Annotated in this window: 16 protein-coding genes and 1 pseudogene; 6 read left to right on the forward strand and 11 right to left on the reverse strand. The window is 63.8% G+C overall.

Annotation, left to right across the window (positions count from 1 at the left end; all coding sequences use genetic code 11):
• Positions 1-149: 149 nt before the first annotated feature.
• Both ACVWY1_RS10910 and ACVWY1_RS10915 read left to right on the forward strand, forming a co-directional pair.
• Entirely contained in the window at positions 150-770 is a 621-nt protein-coding gene (locus ACVWY1_RS10910) for a response regulator transcription factor (RefSeq protein ID WP_102683126.1), read from the forward strand.
• 1 nt (position 771) lies between these two features.
• On the forward strand, positions 772-4,404 hold the full coding sequence (locus ACVWY1_RS10915; RefSeq protein ID WP_457378263.1) for a transporter substrate-binding domain-containing protein: 3,633 nt from the start codon (positions 772-774) through the stop codon (positions 4,402-4,404).
• A gap of 30 nt (positions 4,405-4,434) precedes the next feature.
• On the opposite strand, the gene ACVWY1_RS10920 is transcribed toward ACVWY1_RS10915, so the two are convergent.
• The gene (locus ACVWY1_RS10920; RefSeq protein WP_046856427.1) at positions 4,435-4,779 is read right to left on the reverse strand and encodes a YggL family protein; all 345 of its coding nucleotides are present in this window, start codon (positions 4,777-4,779) and stop codon (positions 4,435-4,437) included.
• 185 nt (positions 4,780-4,964) lie between these two features.
• On the opposite strand from ACVWY1_RS10920, the gene dacB reads away from it, so the two are divergent.
• Entirely contained in the window at positions 4,965-6,428 is a 1,464-nt protein-coding gene (dacB, locus tag ACVWY1_RS10925) for a D-alanyl-D-alanine carboxypeptidase/D-alanyl-D-alanine endopeptidase (RefSeq protein WP_277503310.1), read from the forward strand.
• Between the two features lie 222 nt (positions 6,429-6,650).
• Here dacB and ACVWY1_RS10930 read toward each other — a convergent pair whose 3' ends face one another.
• The 5 genes from ACVWY1_RS10930 to ACVWY1_RS10950 form a co-directional block, all read right to left on the reverse strand.
• Positions 6,651-7,460, reverse strand: a complete 810-nt coding sequence (locus ACVWY1_RS10930) for an OmpA family protein (RefSeq protein ID WP_457378264.1) — start codon at positions 7,458-7,460, stop codon at positions 6,651-6,653.
• Positions 7,457-7,810 carry a DUF4398 domain-containing protein gene (locus ACVWY1_RS10935; RefSeq protein ID WP_102683122.1) on the reverse strand — a complete coding sequence of 118 codons (354 nt, stop codon included), beginning with the start codon at positions 7,808-7,810 and terminating at the stop codon, positions 7,457-7,459. The genes ACVWY1_RS10930 and ACVWY1_RS10935 overlap by 4 nt, the downstream gene beginning before the upstream one ends.
• Before the next feature lie 9 nt (positions 7,811-7,819).
• Positions 7,820-8,641: a substrate-binding periplasmic protein gene (locus tag ACVWY1_RS10940; protein ID WP_457378265.1), complete on the reverse strand. Its 822-nt coding sequence runs from the start codon at positions 8,639-8,641 to the stop codon at positions 7,820-7,822.
• A gap of 86 nt (positions 8,642-8,727) precedes the next feature.
• Positions 8,728-9,657 (reverse strand): electron transfer flavoprotein subunit alpha/FixB family protein, encoded by a 930-nt coding sequence (locus tag ACVWY1_RS10945; protein ID WP_277503308.1) that lies wholly within the window; start codon positions 9,655-9,657, stop codon positions 8,728-8,730.
• Positions 9,658-10,407: an electron transfer flavoprotein subunit beta/FixA family protein gene (locus ACVWY1_RS10950; RefSeq protein ID WP_102683119.1), complete on the reverse strand. Its 750-nt coding sequence runs from the start codon at positions 10,405-10,407 to the stop codon at positions 9,658-9,660. It abuts the gene before it with no gap.
• A 542-nt stretch (positions 10,408-10,949) separates the two neighbouring features.
• Between ACVWY1_RS10950 and ACVWY1_RS10955 the strand changes: the two genes are divergently transcribed.
• Positions 10,950-12,614 carry an electron transfer flavoprotein-ubiquinone oxidoreductase gene (locus ACVWY1_RS10955; RefSeq protein ID WP_139672461.1) on the forward strand — a complete coding sequence of 555 codons (1,665 nt, stop codon included), beginning with the start codon at positions 10,950-10,952 and terminating at the stop codon, positions 12,612-12,614.
• Positions 12,615-12,677: 63 nt separating this feature from the next.
• On the opposite strand, the gene ACVWY1_RS10960 is transcribed toward ACVWY1_RS10955, so the two are convergent.
• The 5 genes and pseudogenes from ACVWY1_RS10960 to ACVWY1_RS10980 form a co-directional block, all read right to left on the reverse strand.
• Positions 12,678-14,138: a hypothetical protein gene (locus tag ACVWY1_RS10960; protein WP_102719455.1), complete on the reverse strand. Its 1,461-nt coding sequence runs from the start codon at positions 14,136-14,138 to the stop codon at positions 12,678-12,680.
• Between the two features lie 347 nt (positions 14,139-14,485).
• Positions 14,486-14,597: pseudogene (locus ACVWY1_RS10965) on the reverse strand (type II toxin-antitoxin system MqsA family antitoxin); the annotation flags it as partial.
• Positions 14,598-15,923: an MFS transporter gene (locus tag ACVWY1_RS10970; RefSeq protein WP_102683116.1), complete on the reverse strand. Its 1,326-nt coding sequence runs from the start codon at positions 15,921-15,923 to the stop codon at positions 14,598-14,600.
• 69 nt (positions 15,924-15,992) lie between these two features.
• The gene (locus ACVWY1_RS10975) at positions 15,993-16,478 is read right to left on the reverse strand and encodes an ANTAR domain-containing protein (protein WP_102683115.1); all 486 of its coding nucleotides are present in this window, start codon (positions 16,476-16,478) and stop codon (positions 15,993-15,995) included.
• Between the two features lie 171 nt (positions 16,479-16,649).
• Complete coding sequence (locus tag ACVWY1_RS10980; protein WP_102683114.1) at positions 16,650-17,189, reverse strand: sigma-70 family RNA polymerase sigma factor; 540 nt, start codon at positions 17,187-17,189, stop codon at positions 16,650-16,652.
• 153 nt (positions 17,190-17,342) lie between these two features.
• Here ACVWY1_RS10980 and ACVWY1_RS10985 point away from each other — a divergent pair, with 153 nt between their 5' ends.
• On the forward strand, positions 17,343-18,521 hold the full coding sequence (locus ACVWY1_RS10985; protein WP_102683113.1) for an efflux RND transporter periplasmic adaptor subunit: 1,179 nt from the start codon (positions 17,343-17,345) through the stop codon (positions 18,519-18,521).
• A 1-nt stretch (position 18,522) separates the two neighbouring features.
• Positions 18,523-20,481, forward strand: a complete 1,959-nt coding sequence (locus ACVWY1_RS10990; RefSeq protein WP_102683112.1) for a MacB family efflux pump subunit — start codon at positions 18,523-18,525, stop codon at positions 20,479-20,481.

The following is a 20,481-nucleotide window of genomic DNA, read 5'->3' on the forward strand; positions in this document are numbered from 1 at the left end:
CTGCCAACATCTACATCTCTCGTAGCAAAGTTTCGCGAGCGCTGTAAGTTAATTCCTATATCCCGCATTTGGCACCTACTTCCCTGCCCGCCGCCATGCATCTGAGCTAATGTGCCGGCTGCCTTCACCTGCAGCCTGGAATGTTGAATATGCACTCAGTCTTTATTGTTGATGACCATCCCGTTATACGCTTGGCGATACGGATGTTGCTGGAGAACCAGGGATATCGGGTGGTCGGTGAATCGGACAATGGCGTTGACGCCATGCAGCTTATCCGCGAGACCCCGCCGGACCTGGTCATACTGGACATCAGCATCCCCAAGCTCGATGGCCTGGAAATGCTTTCACGCCTGCAGGCCATGGCCATCCAGCTGAAAGTCCTGGTGCTGACCGCGCAATCGCCGGCACTGTTCGCCGTACGCTGCATGCACTCCGGCGCGGCCGGGTACGTGTGCAAGCAGGAAGACCTCAGTGAGCTGCTCAGCGCCATCAAGGCCGTGCTGTCCGGCTACAACTACTTTCCCAGCCAGGCACTCAATCCACCGCCGACAGGCAGCAACCAGGAGCTGGAACTGTTCCGCCAGGTCAACGACCGGGAATTGATGGTCCTGCAACTTTTCGCCCAGGGCCGCAGCAACAAGGAAATTGCCAAGGGCATGTTCCTCAGCAACAAGACCGTCAGCACCTACAAGAAGCGCCTCATGCACAAATTGCGCGCCAGCACATTGGTAGAGTTGATCGACGTCGCCAAGCGCAACGCACTGGTCTGAAATGATGACGTGGAGGTACATCGCTGTATTGCTGCTCTGCCTGGGCACGCCGCTGCAAGGTGGCAGCGTGACCGTCGACCTGGGGCGCACCTACACCTTGCTCAGCCGCTCGGCACCGACGTCGGTCCGGCCGCCCCTGACAGCGGCCCAGCGCGACTGGCTCGCAGAGCGCAAGGAGCTGGTGCTGGGCACCTCGGCGCCCGACTATCCCCCCTTCGATATCGCCACGGGTGGGCGCGAATACCAAGGGTTGACCGCCGACTACGCCGGCTTGATCGGCAGCGCCCTGGGCCTGCCTGTCCGTGTGCAGCGCTTTCCCAGCCGCCCGGCGGCGGTCGCGGCGCTCAAGAGCGGCCATATCGACCTGCTGGGCAGCGCCAACGGCTATGAAGCCGTCACCCAGGGCCTGGCGCTGTCACGCCACTATGCCATTGACCAACCCGTGCTGGTGACCCGCGAGGACGAAAGCCGCGCACTGGACACCGGCCTGGCGGGCATGCGCCTGAGCATGCTGTATCACTACCTGCCGCCCGGGGAAATCCACGCCAACTACCCCAAGGCCGAACTGCTGACCTTCGAGTCATCCACCCAGGCCCTGAATGCGGTAGCCTTCGAACAGGCCGACGTGTTCATTGGCGACACCATCTCCACTCACTACCTGATCAGCCAGGGTCACTTGCCGCATGTGCGCATGGCCAACTTCGGCAAGCACGAGGCCGTAGGCTTCAGCTTTGCCATGCGTGAGGGCGAGCCTATCCTCCAGTCCCTGGTGGATGCCGCGCTTGACGCGCAGTCCAGCGCCACCCGCAACGATATCTTCAAACGCTGGAGCGCAAGCAGCGGCAGCCTGCTGACCGATCGCAAGCTGCAGTTGTCGACACGCGAGGAGCAGTGGCTGAGCCAACACCCGATCATGCGCGTGGTGGTCAACGACACGGCGGCGCCACTGACGTTCTTCGACAGCAATGGTCGCCTGCGGGGGATAGTCGCCGACCTGCTTGAGCTCATTCGCCTGCGCACCGGCCTGCGCTTCGAGATCCGCCGCGCCAGTGGCGACGGCGACATGATCGATCAGCTCGAGTCCGGTCGTGCCGATATCATCGCCAGCCTGTCCACCGAGGCACGCCGGGGCAACCCGCTGCAGGTCAGCCGCCCCTATCTGGAGAGCGCCTATGTGCTGGTCACCCATACCGGCACCGGCCAACCCAACAGCCTCAAGCAACTCAAGGGCAAGCGGGTCGCCGTTCCCCGCGACAGCACCGTGGCCGCCCTGCTTGCAGCTCGCCACCCGCGGATCCACCAGGTTGCCACCGAAAGCACCTATTACTCCATGGTGCTGCTCGGCAGCGGCGCGGTGGATGCGGCGATCGCTACCCTGATCGACGCCAACCACATGCTCGCCACCAGCAACGACCTGGTCATCCGCAGCACGGTCGGCACGGAACCCGCGGCCTTTTCCATGGCCACCGCCCCCGACGCCAGTGAGCTAAGTTCGATCCTCGACAAGGCGTTGCTGAGCATCTCGCCAGAAGAACTGGGGGTGATCAACAGCCGCTGGCGCGACCATGGGCTGCGTGACGACGCCTACTGGCGCAGCTACCGCCGGGTGATCCTGCAGGTGGTCGGGGTGATCGCGATCCTGCTGGTGCTCGCATTGGTATGGAATGCCCGGCTGCGCCGTCAGATCAAACAACGTCAGCGGGCGGAACGGGCGCTGAACGACCAGCTGGAGTTCATGGGTGCCCTGCTCAACGGCACGCCCCACCCCATGTATGTGCGCGATCGCGAGGGACGCCTGCAAAGCTGCAACGACAGCTATCTGCAAGCCGTCGGTGCCAGCCGCGAACAGGTGCTGGGCAAACGCCTGGAAGACGCCCCCTACAGCGACTGTGACTATACCCAACAGGTGCAGGACGACTACCAGCGGGTGATGGCGCAGGGAACACCCTTGATTCTTGATCGCCCCTTGCGCCTGAAAGACCGCGACCTGACGATCTATCACTGGATCCTGCCCTACCGCGATTCGGTAGGCGAAATGCAAGGAATCATCGGCGGCTGGATCGACATCAGCGAACGCCGCAACCTGGTCCAGGACCTGCGCCTGGCCAAGCAGCAGGCCGATGACGCCAACCGGGCCAAGAGCACGTTCCTGGCCACCATCAGCCATGAGATCCGTACGCCGATGAACGCCCTCATCGGCATGCTGGAGCTGGCCTTGAAGCGCGCCGAGCAGGGCAAACCGGACCGCCCCGCGCTGGAAGTCGCCCACCATTCGGCCAACGATCTGCTGGGCTTGATCGGCGACATCCTGGATATCGCCCGGATTGAATCCGGGCAAATGTCGCTGGCTCCCGAACCCGTCGACCTCGCGGCGCTGGTCGAGTCGGTCGGGCGAATTTTCGACGGCCTCGCCCGCCACAAGGGTTTGGTACTGGACGTGGTGATTGCCCGCGAGGCGCGCTGCCATGCGCTGCTCGACCCATTGCGCTTCAAGCAGGTCCTGTCGAACCTGGTCAGCAATGCGATCAAGTTCACCGAACAAGGGCAGGTGCGCATCACCGTCAAGCTGCGCAACGAGGGCGAACCGGCGTTGCCGGCGCTTGACCTGGAGGTTCGCGACAGCGGTATCGGAATTCACGAGGACGACCTACAACGCCTGTTCTCCCCCTTCGTACAGGCCAACCCCTACAGCGACGGCGCACGGGCCGGCACCGGCCTTGGGCTGGTGATCAGCCGCGACCTGTGCGCGATGATGGGCGGCGAACTGACCCTGCAGAGCCTGCAAGGTGTCGGCACCCGCGTGCGCCTGGTGATGCCGCTACAGTGCGTCGAACCGGTCGCGGCCCCGCTGCGGCCCATGACTCAATTCCTGCCGCCGAACGAGCAACTGCGCATTCTGGTGATCGACGACCACCCGGCCAACCTCCTGTTGATGGCCCAGCAGCTGAATTACATGGGGTTGAACCAGCAAAGCGCCGAGGAGGGCGGCGAAGGACTGCGTAAATGGCGTGAGGGCTGTTTCGATGTACTGATCGTCGACTGCAACATGCCACAGATGAATGGCTACGAACTGGCTCGGACCGTACGCACGGAGGAGCGCCTGCACGGCCGACCGCGCTGCACCATTCTCGGCTATACCGCCAACGCCCAACCCGAAGTTCACCAGCAGTGCCTGGACGCCGGCATGGATGACTGCCTGCTCAAACCCATCGGCTTGCAGGTGCTGGGGCAACGCCTGAGCGCCATCACACCCATTGCCCGGCGGTGCGACAGCCACCCTGGCCCGGCACCACGCTTCGATCTCAAAGGCCTGTCCACGATCGTTGGCGACAACCTCGCCGACCGCGACCGCATCCTCGAAACCCTGCTCCTGAGCCTGCGCCAGGACCTGAAGATTCTGATGGCCATTGATCCGCGGCACGAAGGTGACGAGCTGGCGCTGCAGGCACACAAGATCCTCAGCGCGGGACGGATGCTGAATGCGCGGGCGTTGATCGAGGCTTGCCAGGCACTGGAAGGAACGGACGTACCCCAGGCCGAACTGCTAAGGCGCCGTCAGGCGTTGGCACGGCATATGCGCCGCGTCGAGAAAGCCCTGGCCAGGCAGCTGGAGCACCTGGCCGAGGCGGGATGAGGGCGGTACAGGGCGTACCGCCGACATCGATCAGGAAGCCGGGTTGATCGGCTTTTCCGGGTACCAGGCATCCAGCAGCGGGCTGACTTCAATGCTGGTCAGTTCGCTACGGCCCTTGAGCCAGGCTTCCACAGCGGCGCGCTGCTCTTCGCTGACCGAGCCACGCTTGACGGAGCAGACCAGACCGAAGTCATCGCCGCCGACATAGTCCAGGCCGTTGGCATCCATGGCATCAGCCAGGAAAGCATCGAGGAAGGCATCGATGGCTTCATCGGACAGGTCTTCCTTGAAGCCCAGGTTCAGTTCGAAACCCAGCTCCTGGAATTCATCCACGCACAGTTTCTTGCGCAGGCGACGGGAACGGTTGGTAGCCATGAAACAATCCTCTCAATTAATTACGCGCGGCACTTTACCAGTTTCCAGCGCACAACGGCGCTTTTCCGTCGAACGAGGCCCATGCAGAGCACGCTTGGGGCATAATGCGCACTATATTCGTCTTGGGGCCATCATTTCATACAGCCCCAGTGTCTTTTTCCCTCGCCCGCAGGGTTTGTCCATTTATGATCAAGACGCTCCGCCCACTGCTGTTCGCCGGCCTGTTCCTGCCCTTGTCGCTGTCCGTCCAGGCCGCCACCGTCAACACCAATCTGCCACCGAAAGTGCAACAGGCGCTCAAGACCAACAAGCTGCAGGATTCGGCCCTGTCGCTGGTCATGCTGCCGCTGGACGGACCGGGCGCGGCGACCGTGTTCAACGCCGACGTGTCGGTCAATCCGGCCTCGACCATGAAGCTGGTCACCACCTATGCCGCGCTTGAGCTGCTGGGCCCCACCTTCCAGTGGAAAACCGAGTTCTACACCGACGGCACCCTGAGCAACGGCGTGCTCAATGGCAACCTGTACCTCAAGGGCGGTGGCGACCCCAAGCTGAACATGGAAAAACTGTGGTTGCTGATGCGCGACCTGCGCGCCAACGGTGTGCGTACCGTGACCGGCGACCTGATCCTGGATCGCAGCCACTTCGTGCAACCCAACCTGCCACAGTTCAACGACGACGGCGGTGACGACAACAAGCCGTTCCTGGTCAAGCCGGACTCGCTGCTGGTCAACCTCAAGGCCTTGCGCTTCGTCGCCCGTAACGACGGTGGCAAGGTCAACGTGTCGGTCGAACCACCGATCGCCAGCATCCGCATCGACAACCAGGTCAAGGCCGTGGCGGGCAAACAGTGCACTGGCGAAGTGCGCTACAACCCGGTAGTGCAGCCTGATGGTGTCAGCGTCACGGTCAGTGGCCAGCTCGCCGATGGCTGCAACTCGCAGACCTACCTGGCGCTGCTGGATCATCCGACCTATGCCGCCGGTGCCGTACGGGCCATCTGGAACGAGCTGGGCGGCAGCATCCAGGGCCGCGACCGCATCGAGAACGTGCCCAAGAGCGCACGCCTGCTGGCACGGGCTTTCTCGCCAGATCTGGTGGAAGTGATCCGCGACATCAACAAGTACAGCAACAACACCATGGCTCAGCAGCTGTTCCTCAGCCTTGGCGCGCAGTTCCGTACCGACGCCGACGGCGACGATGCCCGTGCTGCCCAACGGGTGGTCCGCCAGTGGATGGCCAAGAAAGGCATCACCGCACCACACCTGGTGATGGAGAACGGCTCGGGCCTGTCCCGTGCAGAGCGGGTCAGCACCCGCGAGATGGCGGCGCTGCTGCAGGCGGCCTGGAAGAGCCCGTACGCGGCCGAGTTCATCAGTTCGATGCCGCTGGTGGGCATGGACGGCACCATGCGCAAGCGGCTCAAGCGCACCGCCATGACAGGCGAAGGGCACATCAAGACTGGCACCCTGAATACCGTGCGGGCGATTGCCGGGTTCAGCCGGGACAGCAACGGGCACACCTGGGCGGTGGCGGCCATCCTCAATGATCCCAAGCCTTGGGGGGCTTCGCAGGTGCTGGATCAGGTGTTGCTGGATCTTTATCGGCAGCCGAAGGTGGGGAATGGGACTACTGGGGTGATGCCTTGATTGCGCTTGGGTCCTCAAAGTGTGGGTTTTGATTGATGTAAGCACATTCATTGGCGAGGGCGACGCATAGTCACCTTTTCGCCTTTACGGCCAGGCCTTCGAGGTGTTCGCCGCGAAGGCTTCTGCGCCTGTGAGATCGAGCGCCGCCCGCGCGGCGCTCGATCTGATAGGCGCTGCAAGAGTTAAGGCGAACACCTGGTAGCCCTATCAAAGAGGCGGGGCTCAGCGTGCGGGGGCGAGCTTGCCCTTTTCGTCGGAGAAGACGATCTCTACCCGACGATTCTGTGCCCTGCCCCGCTCCGAGGCATTGGCTTCGACCGGGTACTGGTCACCATAGCCCTCGACCTGGATGCGCTTTTCATCCACGCCCAGGTCAACCAGCATGTCGGCGACCGACTGGGCACGATCACGGGACAGCTTCAGGTTCTCTTCCGCCGCGCCGGTGCTGTCGGTATAACCCTCGATCCGCACCACTCGACGCGGATTGAGCTGAAGGAACTGCACCAGCTTGAGCACGGTGCGGCTGGCCGAGTTCTTGAGGTCGGCTTGGCCGGTGTCGAACAGCACGTCACCCAGGGTCATCACCAGGCCGCGGTCAGTCTGCTCGGACGCCAGCGCGACAATCTGCGCCTCGACGAACTTGCCCTGCTGCTGCACGCTCGCCAGCTTGGCTTCGCGCAACGCCAGTTGCAGGCGCTGGCGCTCCAGGTCGAGCTTGGTCAATCGCTCCTGATTCAGCGCCAGCTTGGCATGCTCGCTGGCGATCTCGCTGTAGCGTTGGCTGAGGTAGGCGTAATGGCGAACATCGCTGCCGGTGCCGACATAACCGGCCAGGCGCTCCGCGCGCCCCAGCGATTCGCCGGCACGGATCACGTCACGGGGCGCGCTGCGCAGCACGTCGGAATTGTCCTTGACCTTCTGGAACGCGGCGCTGGCGTCGTCCAGCGCCGACTCGCTGCGCTGGCTGGCGCAGCCCTGCAACCCCACCAGGGCCAGCAAGGCCAACGCGGCCACGGGCGTGAAGCGGCTCATGGCTGCACCTCCAGCTGTTTGCGCAGACGCTTGATACGCGATTGCAACACCTGCAACTGCTCCTCGCTCTTCTGGTTCAGCACCCGCGCCTCGGCCAGGCGGGCATCGAGTTCGGCCTGCTCGGCGCGCATGCGTGCATCGCGATAGCTTTCACCGAGCATGTTGCTCTTGGCGCGGGCCAGTTTGTCTTCGGCCAACTTGAACTCCGGCACCTGCTCGGTGGCACCGACCGCCTTGGCCTGCTCGAGCGCCTGCTCAGACAAGCGCAGCTGTTCATTGGGTGCCGGGTCATTGGCACAGCCGGCCAGGCCAAGCACGGCCAGGGCGAGCATCAAGGGTTGGATTCTCACACACGCTTCCTACTGTTTGGGGGCACCCTGCGACGCCTGCATCTGCGCCTTCCAACGCTCGACATTGCGCTGCAACACAGCATCGCTCGCCCCGGAGATCGGCAATTCTGTCAGCTTTTTCGCCAGTTGTCCGCGCAACCAGCTGTCGTTGCAGGCCGAGTTGTGCGACACCGCCAGATACAACCCCGGCCGGTCCACCGGCAAGCCGCGGGCGATGAGGTCATTACCCACCCCCAGGCTCTGGGCCATGGCCATGCCCGAGTAGCGCCCGGCCAGCACATAGTCCACCTGGCCAAGCACCAGCTTCTGGAAGGCCTGCGTCAGATTCTGCGCCGGTTCCAGCTTGAGCTGGGCCTTGGCGAACGCCTCGAAGGCCGGTGTCAGACGGGCCTTCTCCGACAAGGCGCCCTGGTAGCGGGCAAGGTCGGCCGGACCGTCGAACGCCAGGGCTGCGTCATGACGGGTCCAGACCAGGTATTCATTGAGCTGCAAAGGCGGGTGGATGTAGTCCAGGCTGGTCAGCTGGGTTACCTGCATCGGCGTGTCGAGCAACAGGTCCATGCGCCCGCTGCGCACTTCCTCCAGCGCTTGTTCGCGCTTGCCGGCGTGCAACACCTCGACCTTCACCCCCAGCTCGGCGGCGACTTGGCGAAGCAGGTCGACATTGGCGCCAATCAGGTGCTTGGGGTCTTGCGGATCCTGCCAGGAATACGGTGGCGCATCCGGGCTGCCGGTGGCTACCAGACGCTCGCACTTCCCCACCGCCAAGGCCTGAGTCGACAGCAGCGCCAGCACGCAGGCCAGCCCCCCCTTGCTCCAGCGAAACGCCATGCACCCTCTCCCGCCCCTGAAAAAAATCATGAAAAAACCCGGACCGCCAAGGGCGGCCCGGGTTCTTTATAAGTGAAGCAGTCGGATCAGACCAGCTTTTCCAGCTCTGGAACCGCTTCGAACAGGTCGGCGACCAGGCCGTAGTCGGCCACCTGGAAGATCGGCGCCTCTTCGTCCTTGTTGATCGCGACGATCACCTTGGAGTCCTTCATGCCGGCCAGGTGCTGGATCGCGCCGGAGATGCCGACGGCGATGTACAGCTGTGGCGCGACGATCTTGCCGGTCTGGCCGACCTGCATGTCGTTCGGCACGAAGCCGGCGTCGACGGCGGCGCGCGAGGCACCCACGGCAGCACCGAGCTTGTCGGCCAGGGCGTACAGGTGCTTGAAGTTGTCACCGTTGCCCATGCCACGACCGCCGGAGACGACGATCTTGGCGGCGGTCAGCTCTGGACGGTCGGACTTGGCCAGCTCTTCGCCGACGAAGGCCGACTTACCAGCGTCGTGGGCCGCGGCCACGGTTTCGACGGCAGCCGAGCCACCTTCGGCGGCCACGGCATCGAAACCGGTGGTGCGCACGGTGATGACCTTCACGGCAGCGCTCGACTGCACGGTGGCGATGGCGTTACCGGCGTAGATCGGGCGCTTGAAGGTATCGGCCGATTCCACCGAGATGATCTCGGAGATCTGGTCGACGTCCAGCAGCGCGGCGACGCGTGGCAGGATGTTCTTGCCGTTGGTGGTGGCAGGGGCCAACACATGGCTGTAACCCTTGGCCAGTTCGACTACCAGCGGCGCGACGTTTTCCGGCAGGGCGTGGGCGTAGGCCGCGTTGTCCGCGACCAGCACCTTGGCGACACCTGCGATCTTGGCGGCGGACTCGGCGACGCCACCGACGTTCTGGCCTGCGACCAGCACGTGGATATCACCACCGAGCTTGGCGGCAGCGGCGACAGTGTTCAGGGTGGCCGGGGCTACGGCACCGTTCTCGTGTTCAGCGACAACCAGGATAGTCATTTAGATTACCTTCGCTTCGTTCTTCAGCTTCTCGACCAGTTCGGCCACCGACTTGACCTTGATACCCGCGCTGCGGGCGGCAGGCGCTTCGACCTTGAGGGTCTTGGTGGTGGAGGCGAGGGATACGCCCAGGGCGTCCGGAGTGACAGTCTCCAGCGGCTTCTTCTTGGCCTTCATGATGTTTGGCAGCGACGCGTAGCGCGGCTCGTTCAGGCGCAGGTCGGTGGTGACGATGGCTGGCAGGTTCAGCGCAACGGTCTGCAGGCCACCGTCGATTTCACGGGTGACGTTGACCTTGTCGCCAGCAACTTCGACCTTGGAGGCAAAAGTGCCCTGGGCGTAACCGGTCAGCGCGGCCAGCATCTGGCCGGTCTGGTTGTTGTCGCTGTCGATGGCCTGCTTGCCGAGGATGACCAGCTGCGGCTGCTCCTTGTCGACAACGGCTTTCAGCGCCTTGGCCACGGCCAGGGAGTTCAGTTCATCGGCGGCCTCGACCAGGATGGCGCGGTCGGCGCCCAGGGCCAGGGCGGTACGCAGTTGCTCCTGGGCGGCGGTCGGGCCGATGGAGACGACGACGATTTCGCTCGCCACGCCCTTCTCTTTCAGGCGGACGGCTTCTTCCACGGCGATTTCGCAGAAGGGGTTCATGGACATCTTGACGTTTGCAAGGTCGACGCCGGAGTTGTCCGCCTTGACGCGAACCTTGACGTTGTAGTCGACCACTCGTTTGACAGCTACAAGAACCTTCATGGATTCCTCGTTACTCTCCGGTGAAAAGAAGATCGCCTGGGGACTGCCCGGCGAATGCGCGTGGGTACAAGGGCACCTCTAAAAACGTTTCTGCGCCGGCAAAGTTCAGTTGACCGATCAGTCTTGTTGCGACCTTCAGGGACAAAACCTGCGGGTCATTTTCTGTCGTGGCGTGTAGACTCCACTACAAAACCTGATTCGGCCCGTAAACCCTGCTCCACGCCTGGTCTTTAGGGGTGCACCTGCGCCCGACGGTCAGCCTACGGCGAACGCGAAAGCGCTCGTATCTTGACCGTAACACCCAATCCGGTCAATACGGCAAATTGGCCAGCCTCCAGCCGCCTACCTGCGATTCTACGGGCCTCCGGCAAATTCAAACAAACGTTTGTATTGGACCCGCCAAGTGGTGTAGATATAATGCGCGGCCAAGACAAAACGGTGTAGTCCATCACCTGCGAAGCTACAGCCTCTGCACGCCGCACGTGACCGTGAACACCCATAAAAGACAAGCAACGCGATGAGCCTTGAGTAGGAGAGAACCTGTGGAACGCGAATACATGGAATTCGACGTGGTCATCGTCGGCGCAGGCCCGGCGGGCCTGTCCGCCGCCTGCCGCCTGAAGCAGAAGGCCGCCGAAGCCGGTAGCGAGATCAGCGTCTGCGTGGTCGAGAAAGGCTCCGAAGTCGGCGCCCACATCCTCTCCGGCGCCGTATTCGAGCCGCGCGCACTGAACGAACTGTTCCCCGACTGGAAAGAACTGGGCGCACCGCTGAACACCGAAGTGAAGCGCGACGACATCTATGTGCTCAAGGATGCCGGAAGCTCGACGAAAGTGCCTGACCTGTTCGTGCCCAAGACCATGCACAACCAGGGCAACTACATCATCTCGCTGGGCAACCTGTGCCGATGGCTGGCCCAGCAGGCGGAAAATCTTGGCGTGGAGATCTACCCAGGCTTTGCCGCCCAGGAAGCGCTGTTCGACGAAAACGGCGTGGTGCGCGGCATCGTTACCGGCGACCTGGGCGTGGACCGCGAAGGCAACCCGAAAGACGGCCTGTACACCCCCGGCATGGAACTGCGTGCCAAGTACACCCTGTTCGCCGAAGGCTGCCGTGGCCATATCGGCAAGCAGTTGATCAAGCGCTTCGACCTGGACAACGAGTCCGACGTACAGCACTACGGCATCGGCCTGAAAGAGATCTGGGAAATCGACCCGGCCAAGCACGAGCAGGGCCTGGTAGTGCACACCGCCGGCTGGCCGCTGGACGTGATGGCCAAGGACAACACCGGCGGCTCGTTCCTCTACCACCTGGAGAACAACCAGGTGGTCGTTGGCCTGATTGTCGACCTCTCCTACGCCAACCCTTACCTCTCGCCGTTCGACGAGTTCCAGCGCCTGAAGCACCACCCGGTGATCAGCCAGTACCTCGAAGGCGGCAAGCGCATCAGCTACGGCGCTCGCGCCCTGGCCAAGGGCGGCATCAACTCGCTGCCCAAGATGGTCTTCAACGGCGGCGCGCTGATCGGTTGCGACCTGGGCACCATGAACGTGGCCAAGATCAAGGGCAGCCACACCGCGATGAAGTCCGGCATGCTCGCCGCCGAAGCGGTGGCCGACGCACTGATCGCCGGCAGTGAAGGCGGTGACCAGCTCAACAGCTACGTCAGCGCCTTCAAGGCCAGCTGGCTGCATGAAGAGCTGTTCGCCAGCCGCAATTTCGGCCCGGCCATGCACAAGTTCGGGCCACTGCTGGGCGCAGCGTTCAACTATGTCGACCAGAACTGGTTCGGCGGCAAGCTGCCCTTCACCCTGCACGACACCAAGCCGGACTATGCCTGCCTCAAGCTCGCGGCCGACTCGAAAAAAATCGACTACCCCAAGCCGGACGGCAAGCTCAGCTTCGACAAGCTCAGCTCGGTGTTTCTCTCCAGCACCAACCACGAAGAGGAACAACCCTGCCACCTGAAGCTGACCGACCCGAACATCCCGATCGCCAGCAACCTGCCGTTGTACGACGAACCGGCGCAGCGCTACTGCCCGGCGGGCGTTTACGAAGTGGTCACCCAGGAAGACGGCAACAAGCGCTTCCAGATCAACGCGCAGAACTGCGTGCACTGCAAGACCTGCGACATCAAGGACCCGGCCCAGAACATCACCTGGGTCACCCCTGAAGGCGCCGGCGGGCCGAACTACCCGAATATGTAAGCCCTGCCCTGGCGGCAAGCAAAAGCCCCCTGGCCGAGAGGCCCGGGGGTTTTTTCATGGTCGCTATCCCTTGTACGAAACCACGGTGTGCGTGGTGTCCAACCCCAGTTGTTCGAGCCGCTCCAGGACATGCCCCAGGCACTGTCCGCCATCGGGTTTGTAGTGTCCGGAGGCATCGTTGACCAGACCAAGAATGTCGCTCACCGCATTGCTGGTGGTCTTGCGGTCGATGCGCATTTCTCCGGCGCACACCACCGGCTGGCCACCGCCAAGCTGGCTGTGCCGGGTATAGCGCGTACGGTCCAGGGACTGGTCCCAGAGTTTGACCAGGATGCTTTTTTGCGGGGTGTAGACCCAGGTGTAGGCATCCTGGGCAGTATTGGGGCGCAGATAGGTCAATCTGCCGCTCTTCAGCTCATAGGCCAGTATCTGACCCCGCTCCTCGCCAATTAGCTGACAGACGCCCTCAAGGGTTTCAGGCTGATAGCTGCGCCATTTCAGCACATCGATCAGCCATTGCTGCAATTGCACCGGGTAGGTGTAACCAGCAAAGTCCAGGGGCGCCGAGATATCGGCCTTGCGCCAGTCCAGCCAGTTCACCCGGCCTTGCCATGCCACGCCGCCCCTGGCCTCGATCCAGCGGTTGTCGCTCCCTACCACACGGTTGTTCAGCTGGTCATTGACCTTGAGGTCCAGCGACTGCATCTTCCAGGCCGGACCGTACCCCCCGGCACTGGTCTGGTAGATCTCGACCGAATGCAACTCATCGGCATAGATCACGCTGCGCTGGAACATCTTGGACAGGTCGACCTCGACCTGGAAGTGCGCCCCCCGCTCGAAGTTGCCGGCCAATGGCTGTCGGTGCTCGCTGCCATTGATCGAAAACGAAAGCGTATCGCCGGTTCCGGCACTGTAGTCGGCAGAGACCGCGAGGCACACGCTCAGCTTGTCGATGACCATGCTCGGTACCTGACCCCGCCTCGGACGCTGAGGCAAGTGCACCCGCCAGGCCTCGGCAGGCAGCGCCTCGCTTCGTCGCTGCAGCCAGACCTCACCCGCAATCGGAGCACTGCACAAGGTACGGGTGCCGTCGCCATAGAGAAGCTCGCCCTTGGACGACAGCCGCCAGCGATCTCCCGAGGCTGCGCTCGCCTTGCCGCAGATCCCGAGCCCCAAGGTCTGCCCGGTGGTGACATTGACCAGTTGCCCGTCCTTGTAGAGCCATTGCATGGCCTTGGGATCTGGATTCACGGCGAGGCACACGCCCTCCTCGTCCGCCATCAGGTAATCATGACCATTGGTGAGCATGAACGGGATACCGCTGGGTAGGCCGTTCACGGGGTCCCCGGCACCACCACTGCCATCCAGTGCCTTCAGCTGGGTGAATTCGACCGTTTGCTGACGCTGCGCACTGTCGGTCAACAACACGGCATGGCCGTTGGCGGCCAACTCGATACGGCTGATGTGGCGAAAGTCATGCAGCGGGTGCACGCCGGTCAGTTGCTTGCCGTCACCGTAGACCACCACCCACGCCTGATCGTGAAGGTGCTGGGACTCCAGGACACAGGCAAGGCTACGGCCCCAGTGAACAACGGGGGTTCTGGCTTGATCATCCGGTTTCGTGCTGGCGGGATTCGCAGCCGAAAAGCTCATCTGTGGCGGAAACGCTGGCAGTTGGGCCCGCGTCATCCAGGTGATGCTGAAACTGGACATGTACATTTCTCCTGACAGTATGAACGGAAGGGTCCGTCAACGATCAGTCGAAACTACGTGCACAACCTCGCAGGCGCTGTAGGGGAGCAGAGTTGCGGACACTCAAAAACCCGCCCCTGCCTGTAGGACCTGTTGACTGCCAGGCCGTAGCAGACAGCCCTGACTTCCTCGAACAATTCCGGATGACAGTCAAGGCGCTTGAAACAACTTGATCAGCGCGACCGATGGTTGAGCCTTGCCGTTCTCGTAGCGGGAAAAGGCATTACCACCTCATTTGTCACCGCACATGAGCGGCATCGACTCGGCAACAAACCCCAACGGTTCACGACGCCCGAAATAGAGCGCCGTCAGCAACCCGACCATGCCCATGACCAGACAAAAGCCGACACACACCCACGGACTCCAGGGCATCAGGGCGATCAGCGCCAGCGGCGTGGTACTGGCCCACAGGGCGTAGGCGACGTTGTAGGTGAAGGAGATGCCCGACACGCGGATATCCGCCGGGAACAGCCCGACCATCACCGATGGCACTACCCCCACCACGCCACAGCACAATCCGGCCAGGGCATAGGCCAGCCAGGTCATGCCCCACTGCCCCACCAGGCTGGCGTACAGCGCGCCGATACCCAGCGGCAGCAACAGGCTATAGATCATCAATGCCCGCCACGCACCCATACGGTCGACCAACAGCCCGGCCAGCACACACCCGATATTGAGGAAGACGATGCCCACACTGCTCAGAGCAAAGGTATGCCCGGCGGTCATGGCGAAGCGCTGCTGCATCACGGTCGGGGTGATCACCACCAGCACCACCACCGCCGAGGTCAGCACGCACGTAAGCAGCGCCGCCGGAATCAACGCCCGACGGTGTCGGCTCAGTACTCTACGCAACGGGAATGCCACAGGCTGCTCCCGCTGCTCGCGCAACGCCAGGAATACCGGCGTTTCACTCAACCAGCGGCGCAACCAGACACCGATCACGCCGAACACTCCGCCCAGCAGGAAGGGATAGCGCCAGGCGTAGTCGAGAATTTCCTGGGGCGTGAACACCTGCGCCAACAAGGTCGCGGTCAGCGCCCCGAGCAGATAGCCAAAGGTCAACCCAGCCTGCAGGAAGCCCAGCGCATACCCGCGTCGCCCGGGTGGCGCGTGCTCGGCAACGAACGTCCAGGCACTGGGCACCTCGCCGCCCACCGCCGCCCCTTGCAGGATGCGCAGCGCCAGCAGGATCAGCGGCGCGGCGTAGCCGATGTCGGCGTAGGTCGGCATCATCCCGATCAGCAGGCACGGCAGCGCCATCATCAGGATGCTCAGGCTGAACACCCGCTTGCGCCCCAGGTGATCGGCGAAATGGGCCATCAGGATGCCGCCCAGCGGCCTGGCCAGGTAACCGGTGACGAAGATCCCGAAGCTCTGCAGCAAGCGCAACCACTCCGGCATCTCGGGCGGGAAGAACAGCTGGCTGAGCGTCAGGGCAAAGAACACGAAGATGATGAAATCGTAGATTTCCAGGGCACCACCCAGCGCGGCCAGCCCCAGGGTCCGGTGGTCGCCACGGCTGAACCGTGGCGGGCGGGTGGTATCGAGCGCAGTCATGGCAGCTTCCGCAACGTGGCAAAAGGCCAAGAGAATAGCAAAAGCCTTGAGCCTGTGGCCGTCCGTGCTTCAGGAGTTGCGGCAGAACACTGTCTGCGCGAGGTTGGTGCGTCGCCGGGAATAGTTCGAGGCCCCGGCCAGCCCCGGTGGCAGGGGCAACTGCCCGACCAGCACCGGCAGGTCGATGATCGCCATGAACGACTCCAGCGCCTCGCTGTCGGGCGCATGGGGCAGGCTGATGCTGACAGCATGCCGGTCACTCGGCGGCACCGCCGGCACCTTCAGGTGCGGCGAGTGGTACAGCAGCGCATGCTGGATCTGCGAACTGACCCGGCAGAAGCGCGCCAGGTCCACCCCAGCATGGCTGGCCAGCTCGATGTTGCCCACCAGCAGGTTGAACGGTTGCAAGGCACTGTGCACCAGGCGCTGCAGGTCTTCGAAATTCTCCACCGGAGCGATCCGGTAATAACCCAGGCCATTGAGCATCCTCTCCAGTTGCAGGCGCTGGGCGGGATGCTCGTCGGCGATGAGGATGCGCATGGATTTGTTAGGCATCGTCCGGACCTGGGCAGTTAGGTGATGACAGTGGCTCCGTGACCATACTGCGCCGGGAACGGCAACGTCAGGCAGCGCGCCTGGACGGGGGGTCTTTATTGATAGTTGTCGTGAACCCGGGAGAAATCAAGTGACCGGCTCACGGAATTTTCACATCCGCCGGCATCCCGCTCAGGACTCCCACTGGCGCATGCGCATGCGGCAGTGCTTCATGGCGTTGACGATGTGCTTTTCCACCACGCTGCGGGAAATATCCAGGCGTTCGGCGATCTGCTGGTGTGACAAGCCCTCGAGCTTGCGCAGCAGGAAACTGTCACGGCAAGGCGCGCTCAACTCGCCCAAGGCCTGCTGCATCAGCGCCAGACGCTGGTCGAGCTGCATGCTGTGCGTCGGCGCGGGGCTGTGCCAACGCTCATCGCTGTCGAGCACCTCGAGCGGCTCGGCCTGACGCACCTGGTGACGCCGGTGATGATCGACCACCAGGTTCATCGCCGTGCGATAAAGAAACGCGCGCGGGTGTTCGATACGCTCGCCGCCCGTGCGCTCCAGCACGCGGATGTAGGCATCATGGGCAACGTCTTCGGCCGCCTGGCGATTGCCAAGCCGGGCAGACAGAAAGCTCACCAACTCGCGATAGTAATGTTCCACGACGGCACCTGTCGTCTCCCTGCTCGAGCGCTGGTAGGCAGGCGCAGCGGGTCTGGATAATATCAGTGTGCGATCTTACAAATTATAATTATTCGCAGCAACACACAGCCCTCCCCTTCCTGCGTTAAATCGCCACCTATCACATTCGTTTAACTGGGACCCCCGAGCGCGTGCCGCGTCGCAGCACTCGGCCACTACCCCCGGCTGGAAGCCCGCATGACACGCACATCCAATACCCGCCGCCGAGTGCTGTTCGGCGCCCTGGGCCTGGCCGGCCTCGGCAGCCTCGTGGCCTGGCAGGTCCTGCCGCTCGGCGGCGCACCGGTCAGCACCGTGCCGGTGCTGCGCGCCGACATCGAAAGTAGCGTTACCGCACTGGGTACCCTGCAACCGCGCCGTTACGTCGACGTCGGCGCCCAGGCCTCGGGTCAGATTCGCAAGTTGCATGTGGAGGCCGGTGACGAAGTGCGCCAGGGCCAGTTGCTGGTGGAGATCGACCCGTCCACGCAACAGGCCAAGCTCGACGCCGGACGTTACTCGATCGAGAACCTCAAGGCCCAGCTGGCCGAACAGCGTGCGCAATACCAGCTTGCCCAGCAGCAGTACCAGCGCCAGCACGGCCTGGCCGCCGCCGGCGCCACCCGCCAGGAAGACCTGCAGACGGCGCAGGCGCAACTGAAGGTGACCCAGGCCCGCATCGACATGTACCTGGCGCAGATCCGCCAGGCCCAGGCCAGCCTGCGCAGTGACGAGGCAGAACTGGGCTACACGCGCATCTACGCCCCCATGAGCGGTACCGTGGTGGCGGTGGATGCCCGCGAAGGCCAGACCCTCAATGCCCAGCAGCAGACGCCGCTGATCCTGCGGATCGCCAAGCTCTCGCCGATGACCGTCTGGGCCCAGGTGTCCGAAGCCGACATCGGCAAGGTCAAGCCGGGCATGACCGCCTACTTCAACACCCTGGCCGGCGGCAAGCGCCGCTGGACCAGCACCGTGCGCCAGATCCTGCCGGTACCGCCCAAGCCGCTGGACCAGACCAGCCAGGGCGGCGGCAGCCCGGCCAGCGCCACCGCCGGCACCACAGGCAGCAAGGTGGTGCAGTACACCGTGCTGCTGGACGTGGACAACCCCGACGGCGCCCTGATGGCAGAAATGACCACCCAGGTGTTCTTCGTCGCCGGGCAAGCCAGCCAAGTGCTCAGCGTCCCCCTGGCTGCGCTGGATGACACCCCCGGCGACGGCGTGCGCCTGGCCCAGGTGCTGAACAGCAAGGGTCAGGTCGAGGCACGCCAGGTACGCACCGGCTTGAGCGACCGCCTGCGGGTGCAGGTTCTCGAAGGCCTGAACGAAGGCGAGCGCCTGGTCATCGGCCTGCCTGCCGCCAGTGGGGGTTGAGATGGCCACGCCCCTGATCGAGCTGTGCGACATCCGCAAGGTCTACGGCGGTGTCGATTCGCCCAGGGTCGAGGTGTTGCGCGGCATCAGCCTGAGCATCCACCCCGGCGAGTTCGTCGCCATCGTCGGCGCCTCGGGCTCCGGTAAATCGACCCTGATGAACATCCTCGGCTGCCTCGACCGTCCCACCTCGGGCAGCTACCGCTTCGCAGGCCGGGACGTGGCCGAACTGGACAGCGACGAGCTGGCCTGGCTGCGTCGCGAAGCGTTCGGCTTCGTGTTCCAGGGCTATCACCTGATCCCTTCGGGCTCGGCCCAGGAGAACGTCGAGATGCCGGCCATCTACGCCGGCACCCCGCCCGCCGAGCGCCATGCCCGCGCCCACGCCCTGCTCGAGCGCCTGGGCCTGGCCAGCCGCACCGGCAACCGCCCGCACCAGTTGTCCGGCGGCCAGCAGCAACGGGTGTCGATCGCCCGGGCGCTGATGAACGGCGGGCACATCATCCTCGCCGACGAGCCCACCGGCGCCCTCGACAGCCACAGCGGCGCCGAGGTGATGACCCTGCTCGACGAACTGGCCAGCCAGGGCCATGTGATCATCCTCATTACCCACGACCGTGAAGTCGCGGCCCGCGCCCAGCGGATCATCGAAGTGCGCGACGGCGAAGTGGTCAGCGACTCGCCCAGCCAGCCATCGGCCAACATCCCCCGGCAATTGCAGGCCGACGACCTGCGCCAGCGCCTGGACCGCGGCGCCACCCAGCGCGGCGCCTGGAAAGGCGAACTGGTCGAGTCCCTGCAGGCTGCCTGGCGGGTGATGTGGATCAACCGCTTCCGCACCGCGCTGACCCTGCTCGGTATCATCATCGGGGTCGCCTCGGTGGTGGTCATGCTCGCGGTCGGCGAAGGCAGCAAGCGCCAGGTCATGGCGCAGATGGCCGCATTCGGCTCGAACATCCTTTACCTCAACGGCAAGCACTCCTCCGAGGAACTGATGGGCATCGTCACCCTCGACGATGTCGACGCCATCGGCGAACTGCCCCAGGTCAAACGGGTCATGCCGGTAATCGGCGACAAGCTCATGGTGCGCCACGGCAACAAGGGCGAGCAGTTCTACGTTGGCGGCAACAACACCGGGTTCCCCGAGATCTTCAACTGGCCCGTGGTCGAGGGCAGCTTCTACAGCGAAGCCGACGAAGCCAACGGCGCCGCCGTGGCGGTGATCGGGCAGAAGGTGCGTGACAAGATGTTCGGCCCGGGCAGCAATCCACTCGGCCAGTACCTGCTGATCGGCAACGTGCCGTTCCAGGTGATTGGGGTGCTCCAGGGCAAAGGCGCCAGCTCCGGCAGCGAGGACAGCGACGAGCGCGTGGTGGTGCCCTACTCCGCCGCCGCCATCCGCCTGTTCGGCAGCCGCGACCCGGAATACGTCACCATCGCCGCCCTGGACTCCAGCCGGGTGAAGGAGACCGAGCAGGCGATCGAGCGCCTGATGCTGCAGCGTCACCAGGGCAAGCATGACTTCGTCCTGACCAACGACGCCGCGTTGATCCAGGCCGAGGCCCGCACGCAGAACAGCCTGTCGCTGATGCTCGGTGCGATTGCCGCGATCTCCCTGCTGGTGGGTGGCATTGGCGTGATGAACATCATGCTCATGACCGTGCGCGAACGCACCCGCGAGATCGGCATCCGCATGGCCACCGGCGCGCGCCAGCGCGACATCCTGCGCCAGTTCCTCACCGAGGCGGTGATGCTGTCGATGGTCGGCGGCGTGACCGGCATCGTCCTGGCCCTGGCCATCGGCGGCAGCCTGTTGCTGGCCGACATCGCCGTGGCCTTCGCCCTGCCCGCCATCCTCGGCGCCTTTGCCTGCGCCGTGATCACCGGCGTGGTGTTCGGTTTCATGCCGGCCCGCAAGGCCGCCCGCCTCGACCCGGTCAAGGCCCTTACCAGCGAATAA

The organism is Pseudomonas sp. TE6288, from assembly GCF_054062095.1.

Coding starts and splice junctions, on each gene's coding strand:
- ACVWY1_RS10910 (WP_102683126.1), top strand. CDS start 150: ATGCACTCAGTCTTTATTGTTGATGACCATCCCGTTATACGCTTGGCG.
- ACVWY1_RS10915 (WP_457378263.1), top strand. CDS start 772: ATGATGACGTGGAGGTACATCGCTGTATTGCTGCTCTGCCTGGGCACG.
- ACVWY1_RS10920 (WP_046856427.1), bottom strand. CDS start 4,779: ATGGCTACCAACCGTTCCCGTCGCCTGCGCAAGAAACTGTGCGTGGAT.
- dacB (WP_277503310.1), top strand. CDS start 4,965: ATGATCAAGACGCTCCGCCCACTGCTGTTCGCCGGCCTGTTCCTGCCC.
- ACVWY1_RS10930 (WP_457378264.1), bottom strand. CDS start 7,460: ATGAGCCGCTTCACGCCCGTGGCCGCGTTGGCCTTGCTGGCCCTGGTG.
- ACVWY1_RS10940 (WP_457378265.1), bottom strand. CDS start 8,641: ATGGCGTTTCGCTGGAGCAAGGGGGGGCTGGCCTGCGTGCTGGCGCTG.
- ACVWY1_RS10945 (WP_277503308.1), bottom strand. CDS start 9,657: ATGACTATCCTGGTTGTCGCTGAACACGAGAACGGTGCCGTAGCCCCG.
- ACVWY1_RS10950 (WP_102683119.1), bottom strand. CDS start 10,407: ATGAAGGTTCTTGTAGCTGTCAAACGAGTGGTCGACTACAACGTCAAG.
- ACVWY1_RS10970 (WP_102683116.1), bottom strand. CDS start 15,923: ATGACTGCGCTCGATACCACCCGCCCGCCACGGTTCAGCCGTGGCGAC.
- ACVWY1_RS10975 (WP_102683115.1), bottom strand. CDS start 16,478: ATGCCTAACAAATCCATGCGCATCCTCATCGCCGACGAGCATCCCGCC.
- ACVWY1_RS10985 (WP_102683113.1), top strand. CDS start 17,343: ATGACACGCACATCCAATACCCGCCGCCGAGTGCTGTTCGGCGCCCTG.
- ACVWY1_RS10990 (WP_102683112.1), top strand. CDS start 18,523: ATGGCCACGCCCCTGATCGAGCTGTGCGACATCCGCAAGGTCTACGGC.